General features: G+C 70.8%; 8 protein-coding genes and 1 pseudogene. 6 read left to right on the plus strand and 3 right to left on the minus strand.

Annotated features, from left to right (window positions below; genetic code table 11):
- Positions 1–12: 12 nt before the first annotated feature.
- The gene (locus CIB93_RS38235; RefSeq protein ID WP_179500320.1) at positions 13–156 is read right to left on the minus strand and encodes a hypothetical protein; all 144 of its coding nucleotides are present in this window, start codon (positions 154–156) and stop codon (positions 13–15) included.
- Between the two features lie 39 nt (positions 157–195).
- Entirely contained in the window at positions 196–840 is a 645-nt protein-coding gene (locus CIB93_RS32140) for a dihydrofolate reductase family protein (protein ID WP_096632043.1), read from the minus strand.
- A 170-nt stretch (positions 841–1,010) separates the two neighbouring features.
- Here CIB93_RS32140 and CIB93_RS32145 point away from each other — a divergent pair, with 170 nt between their 5' ends.
- From CIB93_RS32145 to CIB93_RS32155, 3 genes are all read left to right on the plus strand, one after another.
- Positions 1,011–1,481 carry a cation:proton antiporter regulatory subunit gene (locus CIB93_RS32145; RefSeq protein ID WP_096632045.1) on the plus strand — a complete coding sequence of 157 codons (471 nt, stop codon included), beginning with the start codon at positions 1,011–1,013 and terminating at the stop codon, positions 1,479–1,481.
- A gap of 2 nt (positions 1,482–1,483) precedes the next feature.
- Positions 1,484–2,755, plus strand: a complete 1,272-nt coding sequence (locus tag CIB93_RS32150) for a cation:proton antiporter (protein WP_096632047.1) — start codon at positions 1,484–1,486, stop codon at positions 2,753–2,755.
- A 209-nt stretch (positions 2,756–2,964) separates the two neighbouring features.
- Positions 2,965–3,420: a tellurite resistance TerB family protein gene (locus CIB93_RS32155; protein ID WP_096632048.1), complete on the plus strand. Its 456-nt coding sequence runs from the start codon at positions 2,965–2,967 to the stop codon at positions 3,418–3,420.
- Between the two features lie 82 nt (positions 3,421–3,502).
- Here the strand turns inward: CIB93_RS32155 and CIB93_RS32160 are convergent, their stop codons facing one another.
- Positions 3,503–4,576, minus strand: coding sequence for a CdaR family transcriptional regulator (locus tag CIB93_RS32160; RefSeq protein WP_096632050.1), 1,074 nt, complete (start codon positions 4,574–4,576; stop codon positions 3,503–3,505).
- Positions 4,577–4,992: 416 nt separating this feature from the next.
- Between CIB93_RS32160 and CIB93_RS32165 the strand changes: the two genes are divergently transcribed.
- The 3 genes and pseudogenes from CIB93_RS32165 to CIB93_RS32175 form a co-directional block, all read left to right on the plus strand.
- Positions 4,993–5,670: a hypothetical protein gene (locus CIB93_RS32165; RefSeq protein WP_096632051.1), complete on the plus strand. Its 678-nt coding sequence runs from the start codon at positions 4,993–4,995 to the stop codon at positions 5,668–5,670.
- 208 nt (positions 5,671–5,878) lie between these two features.
- A complete protein-coding gene (locus CIB93_RS32170) occupies positions 5,879–8,008 on the plus strand; it encodes a hypothetical protein (RefSeq protein WP_096632053.1) in 2,130 nt (709 codons plus the stop codon).
- 109 nt (positions 8,009–8,117) lie between these two features.
- Positions 8,118–9,173 (plus strand): annotated as a pseudogene (locus CIB93_RS32175) (DNA repair ATPase); the annotation flags it as partial.
- Between the last annotated feature and the right edge of the window lie 100 nt (positions 9,174–9,273).

Consider the following 9,273-nt stretch of genomic DNA (forward strand, 5'->3'; position numbering starts at 1 on the left):
GGACCCGGCCTCTCAGCCCGCCTCCAGCGGTGTCGGTTCTGCCTCGGTCCAGTCCCCGTACTGCTTGCGCCACAGAGTGGGGCTCAGCCCGGTGCCCGCGGCGATGACCAGACCCGCCATCGTGGGGACGGCCTCGGGGCGAATGCTCCTGGGCATCTGCCGCAGCGTGGCCACGAGTGTCGGTGCTCGGCGGCCTCACCTTCGCCAGAACAGGTGGTGCGTCACCCCGCTCGGGCTCGGTACGGCCTCCAGGTGGTATCGGTCCAGCAGTTCGTCGGGCGAATCCCAGAGGCGGAGCCCGGTCCCCAGTTTCACCGGGGAGACCGCCACGTGCAGGGTGTCCACCAGACCGGCGTCGAGGAACTCGCGGATCGTGGTGACGCCCCCGCCAAGCCGGACATCCTTGTCACCCGCCGCTTCGCGCGCCCGGTCCAGGACCTCGGCCGGGTCGCCGCCCACGAAGTGGAACGTCGTGTCGGACAGCGTGATCGACGGACGCTCGTGGTGGGTCATGACGAACACCGGGGTGTGGAAGGGGGGTTCCTCGCCCCACCAGCCGCGCCACTCGTGGTTCTCCCAAGGTCCGCGCTGCGGCCCGAACTTGTTGCGGCCCATGATCTCCGCCCCGATGCCGCGGGCGAAGTCGCGCGTGAAGTAGTCGTCCAGGCCGCGGCTGCCACCGGAATCCGACCGCATCGGCCAGCTCGCCGTGGCACCCGCCCAGGAGAAGAGCCGCCCGGGGTCGACGTGGCCGAACGGCCGCTCCAGCGTCTGGTCCTCACCGGCGGCGATCCCATCGCTCGAAACCGTGAAGTTCTGGACTCTCAGCAGCTGGGCCATGTGTTCCTCCTGCTTCTGCGCGGTCGACGACAACGTTAGGACCTGCCGGGGGCGGAGAACTCATCGGCCGAACGGGATCGGCCGACAGCTTTCGGCCGCCCGATAAAGTCACGACCGGATAAAGAGAACACCAAGTGCGCGCACACCGCCGCACGTCTCGGGAGGAAGCCATGGGAACCCGCCGCACGTCGCTGCCCGGAGTGGGTGCTCAGTACGACTTCACGACCGAGACGGGGCAGCACATCTCGGTCGTCGTGCACCACGACGGACGCCGGTTCATCGGGTTCTACGAACAGGACGACCCCGATTCGTGCCAGCTCTCGGTCCCCCTGACGACGGACGAGGCCACCGCCCTCGCGCACCTCATCGACCCGGCGCCCATCGACGCCGTACGGACCAAGGGCATCGACCTCGTCACCGAGCACATCCCCCTCGGGTCCCGTTCGCCGTACGGCGGGCGGCTGCTCGGGGAGACCAGGGCGCGGACGCGGACCGGGGCATCCATCGTGGCGGTGCTGCGCACGCACAGCGCGCACCCGTCGCCGGAACCGGATTTTCGACTGGCCATCGGGGACACGCTCGTCGCCGTCGGTACGCGTGAGGGCGTCGACGCGCTCTCCGAGATCATTGCGGAGGGCTGACCGTGCATGACACGACTGCGTTGCTGGTGGAACTGGGGGCCGTCATCCTCGGGCTGGGGCTCCTCGGGCGGATCGCCGGGCGGATCGGGCTCTCCCCCATTCCCCTCTACCTCCTCGCCGGGCTGGCGTTCGGGCACGGCGGACTGATCCCGCTCAACGCCAGCGAGGAATTCACCATGGTCGGCGCCGAGATCGGCGTCATCCTGCTGCTTCTGCTGCTGGGGCTGGAGTACAGCGCGTCCGAGCTGGTCACCAGCCTGAAGACGCAGTACCCGTCGGGGGCCGTGGACTTCGCTCTCAACGCGACACCCGGCGCCATAGCCGCACTCATGCTCGGCTGGGGTCCCGTCGGGGCCGTCGCACTCGCCGGGGTCACCTGGATCTCGTCGTCCGGCGTGATCGCCAAGGTGATGACCGACCTCGGCCGGCTCGGCAACCGCGAAACCCCGGTCATCCTCGGCGTCCTCGTCATGGAGGACCTGGCGATGGCGGTCTACCTGCCGCTGCTGACCGCCATGCTCGCCGGGGTCAGCCTGGCCGGCGGCAGCCTCGCCCTGGTCATCGCGCTAGGGGCCGTCGGCCTCGTCCTCTACCTGGCGCTGCGCCACGGCCGCCTCATCAGCCGCGCGGTCTCCTCCGACAACCCGGAGATGCTGCTCCTGGTCGTCCTCGGCCTGACCGTCCTGGTCGCCGGGATCGCCCAGCAGCTCCAGGTCTCCGCCGCCGTCGGCGCTTTCCTCGTCGGCATCGCGCTCTCCGGTGAGGTCGCCGAGGGCGCACGCAAGCTGCTCACCCCGCTCCGCGACCTGTTCGCCGCGGTGTTCTTCGTCTTCTTCGGCCTCTCCACCAACCCGGCCGACATCCCGCCGGTGCTGCTGCCCGCCGCACTGCTGGCGGTCATCACCACGCTCACCAAGATCGCCACCGGCTACTACGCGGCCCGGCGCGCGGGAATCGGTACGCGCGGCCGCTGGCGGGCGGGCGGCACCCTCGTGGCGCGCGGTGAGTTCTCCATCGTCATCGCCGGGCTCGCCGTGGCCACCGAACCGCGCATCGGGCCCATCGCCACCGCGTACGTCCTGATCCTCGTCGTCGTCGGCCCGCTCACCGCCCGGTGGACACAGCCCATCGCGGCGAGGATCGAGGCCCGGCGCGGCGGCGGCAAGGACACGATCGGCGCGCAGAAGGCGCCCGCCGCGCGGTCCGCCCCCGAGCACCGGCTGCCGACGCACGACGACCTCACGCCGGAACCGGCGGGCGAGACGCGCGAGTAGCCCCTCTCCTCCGTGCCCCCCGCGCCTCACCACGGCCGGTCGGATGCCCATCAGGGCTGTGCCGACCGGCCGTTGCCGTGTCCGAAACCTTTCGCTCCGAGGGGACGAGCCGTCGGTTCACCGGTCGTCGGGCCGTCCCGACTGCTAACTTCTACACGTCTGTAGAGTTGCCTTTATTCTGGAATTGCACCAGAACGTAGGGAGATGTCATGGCTCTGTGGGATCGCATCAAGGAATCCGCTTCATCGATGCAGACGCAGCTGGAGGCGAAGAAGAACGAGCTGAAGTCGGGGTCGTTCCGGGACGCGAGCATGGCCATGTGCGCCCTGGTCGCCGCCGCCGACGGCTCCATCGACCCGGCCGAGCGCCAGCGCGTCGCGGGGCTCATCGCGAGCAATGACGTCCTCCAGAACTTCCCCGCCGACGACCTCCAGCGGCGGTTCAACGACTACGTCGACAAGCTCACCGCCGACTTCGACTTCGGCAAGGTCAGCGTGCTCCAGGAGGTCGCCAAGGCGAAGAAGAAGCCCGCCGAGGCACGTGCCGTCGTACAGATCGGCATCGTCATCGGCGGCGCCGACGGCGACTTCGACGCGACCGAGCGGGCCGTCGTACGGGAGGCCTGCTTCGCGCTCGACCTGCCGCCGCACGAGTTCGACCTCTGAGAGCCCCCAGAGGCCCCAGAGGCCCCAGAGCTTCCGCGCCCGGGCCCGGCGGCCCCCGCCCCCGCGGGGTCACCGGAGCCCCTCACAGCTCCTTCGCGGGCCAGTCCAGCAGGCGCGCGCCGATCACCGCCGTCTGCAAGCTGTAACGGTGCACCGGGTCCGTCGGGTCGGAACCGGTCAACTGGTGGATGCGCTCCAGGCGGTACGTCAACGCCCGTACGCTCAGGGCCAGCCGGCGGGCCGTCTCGGCGGCCACACAGCCCGCGTCGAAGTACACCGCCAACGTGTTCAGCAACGGCTCCGCGCCGCCCCGCGCCTTCTGGAGCGGGCCCAGCTCACTGCGCACCAGATCCGCCATCGCCTGCCGGTCCCGGGTCAGCACCGGGTAGACCAGGAGGTCCGAGGTGTACAGCACGGGGTCCGTCATGCCCATCCGGTCCGCCAGGTCCAGCGCTTCGAGCGCTTCGTCGTACGAGTGGACCACCCCGCCGGGGCCCTTGTGCGGGCGGCCGATCGCGACCCGGCCACCGTCCGTCGCCGCATGCGACTGCTTGGCGAAGTAGCGCAGGACGTCGGGCTGACTGCCCGGGGCGATACAGACGATCCGGCCGTCCTTCGTCGTCAGCAGGATCTTGCGCCCGCTGAACCGCGTGAGGAGCGCCGCCTCCACACTGCGCGGCACCGCGTCCGTCTCCGTGTACGCCTCCGGGCCCGTGGCCACCGCGACCGCGTGCGCCCGGGAAAGCCGCAGGCCGAAGCGGGTGGCCCGCTCGGCGAGACGGGCCAAGTCGCTTCGCCCGTACAGCAGATCGTCGATGAACTCGCGGCGAGCCGCCTCCTCCCGGCGCACCGTCAGCCGCTGCGCCCGTTCGAAGCCCTCGGCGAACGCATCGACCGCTTGTTCCACCGCGGCCAGCACGGCGTCCGTCACGGCAGGGGAGTTTCCGGCAGCGGCGCTCGGCCAGGCAACGCGCGTATGCGCCAGATGCATCGCCACCAACGCCCTCAGCTGATGCCCCGCATCCGCCGCCTCCCGGCCCAGCGCCCGGCGCGTTTCCAGCTCCTCACGCGTCAGTCGACGGCCGGTGGTGGCCACTTCGCCCAGAATGTGGGCATAGTTGCCCAGCATTTCCTCGGGAATCCTCGGCTCGGCCACGCACGCTCCTTCAGCCTCGCAACAGTCCTGTCATTCCCCCAACGCACAGGGGGCGGTGCCGGTGCCCGGCATCAGGGAAGCATAAAGATTGCCGGAACCCGGCAATGCGTTGGGCGGCCCGAGGATGACAGGATCAGGTCAGCAACACCACGGGGGAAACACACGGGGGAGCACGGGGGAACGGGGGAACGGGGGAAGACAGGAGCCCCCCTCGGACAGTCCAACGGGGGATTCGACGGGGGAACCTGAGGGGAACGACCCGGTCGCCGCGGCTTGTTTCAGGCAGCGCCGCAGCGTCCGGGCCCCGCCCCCCTCCCACCGCCTGCCGGCCGCTCGCCGCACACCGCCCCCCGTGCCGAATCACGGACGCGCACCGCCTCAAGGCCCGCGCGCAGAACCGCTAGGGGGCGGGACAGATGGACGAGTTCCTGAGCGCGGCACTCGGATTCCCCGCCGTCATCTTCGGCGCCGCTCTGATCGTCGTCATCTGCTTCTGGCTGCTGGTGCTGGCCGGGGCCGCGGGCCACGACTCCTTCGACGCGGACCTCGACACCGGTCCGGTCGGCTTCGGCGGAGTCCCGGTCTCCGTCTCGGTCTCCCTGCTGGTCCTCTTCTCCTGGTTCGGCAGCCTCACCGGTACGGTCCTGCTGCACCGCAGCGGGACCGGCGGCGCCGCGCGGGCCGTGCTCACCGTCGCCGTGCTCGCCGGGTCGCTGATCATCTCCTGGGCGGCCGTCCGCCTACTCGTACACCGCTTCCGCCGGTTCTTCCCGGCGGAACCTCCGCCATCGCGGCTCGACTTCGTCGGGAGCGTCTGCACGATCCGCACCGGTTCGGTCACCGCGAACTTCGGCCAGGCCGAGGTCGCGTCGAGCGACGGATCGACGGCCGTCGTACAGGTCCGCCTGGCCGACCCGCCGCACCGGCTTCCCGGTCCGAGCGCCGAGGACACGCTGCTCGTCAAGGGCGGCGCCGGGCTCCTCTACGCGTACGACGAGGAGGGCGAGTTCTTCTGGGTCTCGCCCTACGACGCGGCGCTCGACCCGGGTCCGAACGCGAGAGCGCACGGATCGCCGGACAGGGCGAACGGCTGACCCCGGCCAGGCCCGTCCCCAGCCGGGCCCGGCCCCGACCACGTCGCCGTACCGCTCCGCCGCACGGGGCCCTTCGCCCTGTCCGGTGACCGGCCGCATGTGCTCCGTCGCTGGTGACCGGTCACACATGACCGCTCGCAGGTGACCGGTCGTCGACAGGCGCCCTCCTCAAGCCACTTCCGTACCAACCAGCCGTCAAGGACTCTCTATGGATGCCATCTCTCTGAGCATCGGCGTGCTCATCGCCGTCGTCCTGCTCATCGTCATCGCCATCGCCTTCGTCGTCACCCGGCTGTTCCGGAAGGTCGAGCAGGGCAAGGCGCTGATCATCTCCAAGACCAAGAAGGTCGACGTCACCTTCACCGGTGCCGTCGTCCTTCCGGTGCTGCACAAGGCCGAGACGATGGACATCTCGGTGAAGACGATCGAGATCCGCCGCGCCGGGCGCGAGGGACTGATCTGCCAGGACAACATCCGCGCCGACATCCAGATCACCTTCTTCGTCCGGGTCAACAAGACCGTCGAGGACGTCATCAAGGTCGCGCAGGCCATCGGTACGGAACGGGCCAGCGACAAGGACGCCATCCAGCAGTTCTTCTCCGCGAAGTTCTCCGAGGCCCTCAAGACCGTCGGCAAGCAGCTCGACTTCGTCGACCTGTACACCAAGCGCGAGGAGTTCCGGGACCGGATCATCCGGGTCATCGGGACCGACCTGAACGGCTACCACCTCGATGACGCCGCCATCGACTTCCTGGAGCAGACCCCGATGGCGCAGCTCGACGGCGCCAACATCCTCGACGCCCAGGGCATCCGGAAGATCACCGAGCTGACGGCGATCGAGCACGTACGCACCAACGAGTTCCAGCGCACCGAGCAGAAGGAGATCACCCGGCAGGACGTCGACGCCCGGGAGACCATCCTGGAGCTGGAGCGCCGGCAGGCCGAGGCGGAGATCAAGCAGCGCCGCGAGGTCGAGAGCCTGCGGGCCCGCGAGGAGTCGGCCACCGCGCGGGTGCAGGAGGAGGAGCGGCTCGGCGCGCAGACCGCGTTCATCAGGACCGAGGAGCAGCTCGGCATCCAGCGCGAGAACCAGGCGCGTGAGATCGCCGTGGCGCAGAAGAACCGCGAGCGGGTCATCGCCGTCGAGAGCGAGCGCATCGAGAAGGACCGGATGCTGGAGGTCATCGGGCGCGAGCGCGAGACCGAGCTGAACCGGATCGCCGCCACGAAGGAGGTCGAGGCCGAGCGCCGCGAGGTCGCCGACGTCATCCGGGAGCGGATCGCGGTGGACCGTACGGTCGCCGAGCAGGAGGAGTCGATCCTCACCCTGCGCGCCGTCGAGGACGCCGAGCGCGCCCGTAAGTCGGTCATCATCGCCGCCGAGGCGGAGGCCCAGGAGAAGCTGGTCAAGGACATCAAGGCGGCCGAGGCGGCGGAAGCGGCCTCCACCCACCTGGCGGCCGAGCAGCTCACGCTCGCCGAGGCCCGGCTCAAGACCGCCGACCTCGACGCCCAGGCCAAGCTGCGGCTCGCGGAAGGTGTGCAGGCCGAGTCGGCCGCACCCGGACTGGCCGCCGTCCAGGTCCGCGACGCGGAGGCGGAGGTCATCGAGAAGGCCGGTCTCGCGGAGGCCGAGGCCACGGCGGCCCGGCTCAAGGCCGAGGCGGAGGGCGCCCGGCTCAAGGCGCTCGCCAACGCCGAGGGCACCCAGGCCCAGGCGACCGCGGACGCGGCGGTCATCGGCGAGAAGCTGAAGGCGGAGGCCGCGGGGCTCACGGAGAAGGCGGCCGCGATGGCGGCCCTGGACGAGGCGTCCCGTACGCACGAGGAGTACCGTCTCCGGCTGGACGCGGAGAAGGAGATCCGGCTGGCCGGGCTGGATGTCCAGCGGCAGGTCGCCGAGGCGCAGGCGACGGTCCTCGCGACCGGGCTGGAGAACGCCGACATCGACATCGTCGGCGGCGACTCGGTCTTCTTCGACCGGCTGGTCTCCTCGGTCTCGCTCGGCAAGGGCGTGGACGGGTTCATGCAGAACTCGCAGACCGCGCAGGCGCTGGCCGGCCCGTGGCTGGACGGCTCGTCCTCCTTCACGGACGACCTGACCCGGGTGCTGGGTTCGTTCTCCACGGGCGATGTACAGAATCTGACGGTGTCGGCACTGCTGATGCGGCTGATGGGGTCGTCGTCGGGGGCGGCGTCGGGCCAGGTGCAGCAGCTGCTGGCGGCGGCGAAGGACCTGGGTCTCGCCGATCTGCCGGTGTCGTCGCTGGCGAACGGTACGCCGGTGGCTCCGGCCGCCGAGGCCGCCTCCCGCAACGGGGCCGGGGCGCTCGGGTAGCCGGTGTCCCCCTCGTCCGCGGTGGGCAGCCCCGCCGTGGACGAGGGTTTTGTCCGCCAACGCCGGGCGGGCTGGATTCGCAGGAAGAAACACGTAGGGAGCCGTACGCATGGACAGCGACATCACCGCCACCGCCACCGCGCCCCAGGGCGGGGAGGGCGATGTGGATGCCGGTGCCTACGAGGTGCTGCGGCGACGGCTCGGCGCGCAGGCCGCCGAGCTGGTCCGGCGGGCCGAGGCGCTGAACGTACGGCGGACCGAGGAGTTCGGCTCGACGGAGCTGCGGCTCCTGTCCACCGAGCGGGTACGCACCGGGCACCCCTCCATCCCGCGTGACCTCATCGCCGTCGGCGGGCAGCTGCTGTTCGGGTTCGAGCGGGGGCCGGGGGCGAGCGGCGAGGCCGGGGTCGAGGACGTACTCCTCGTACGGGACGCGAGGCCGGAAGGACCGCGGGGGCCGGACGGGGCGCAGGGGCCGCAGGACGACGACGCGAGCGAGCCGCGCACCACGCTCCTCGACGACGACGGCTTCCGCCGCGAGTTCTCCTCGCTCCACCGCTACTTCCGTGACGCCCGCCTCCTGCGCCTGCGCCGCGTGGGCGGCAGGCTCCTCGCCGTGTTCCGTACGGGCGAGAACGCCGAGGACATCCGGGTCCTGCGGTGGGCCCTGGGGGCGGACGGGTCGCCCGGGGCCTTCCTCGACGCGCAGGGCGAGCGGGACCACGTCTTCCCGCCCTCGCACGACTTCGAGTGGACCGTGGCCGGGCGGGAGGCCCACGTGCCCGGGCGCCACCCGCACATCGCCATCGGCAAGGGCGGCGGGCTCTACGTCGACACGCTCGGCGGGACACTGACCGTCAAGGTCACCGACGACACCGAGTCGCCGGACGGGATCTACCAGGAGCCCGTCGACGAGCCCCTCCAGTCGCTGGCCGACGCGGACGTGGAGTACGCCGAGGTCGGGCCGCTGGTCCTGCTGCGGGTGCGCCCGTACAAGGAGACCGTCTGGCGCCACCTGGTCTTCAACTCGCTGCTCGCCACGGTCCAGCGGCTCGACGGCATCGGCCCGTCCTGCCACCGGCTCCCCGAGGACCAGGGGCTCATCTTCCCCGGCGGCTACTACCTCACCACCGGCACCGCGAAGACCTTCGACACTGCGAAGCAACCACTTTGAGAGTGCGACCCTACCGCAGTGCCGCACTCCCGTGTGCGTACCCGCGTCCCCGCCCTGCCTCAACGGCCAGGGTTGATGCGTGGCGTCGGCG

The sequence above is a fragment of the Streptomyces sp. WZ.A104 genome (assembly GCF_002382885.1).
GTDB lineage: Bacteria > Actinomycetota > Actinomycetes > Streptomycetales > Streptomycetaceae > Streptomyces.

Coding starts and splice junctions, on each gene's coding strand:
- CIB93_RS38235 (WP_179500320.1), bottom strand. CDS start 156: ATGCCCAGGAGCATTCGCCCCGAGGCCGTCCCCACGATGGCGGGTCTG.
- CIB93_RS32140 (WP_096632043.1), bottom strand. CDS start 840: ATGGCCCAGCTGCTGAGAGTCCAGAACTTCACGGTTTCGAGCGATGGG.
- CIB93_RS32145 (WP_096632045.1), top strand. CDS start 1,011: ATGGGAACCCGCCGCACGTCGCTGCCCGGAGTGGGTGCTCAGTACGAC.
- CIB93_RS32155 (WP_096632048.1), top strand. CDS start 2,965: ATGGCTCTGTGGGATCGCATCAAGGAATCCGCTTCATCGATGCAGACG.
- CIB93_RS32165 (WP_096632051.1), top strand. CDS start 4,993: ATGGACGAGTTCCTGAGCGCGGCACTCGGATTCCCCGCCGTCATCTTC.
- CIB93_RS32170 (WP_096632053.1), top strand. CDS start 5,879: ATGGATGCCATCTCTCTGAGCATCGGCGTGCTCATCGCCGTCGTCCTG.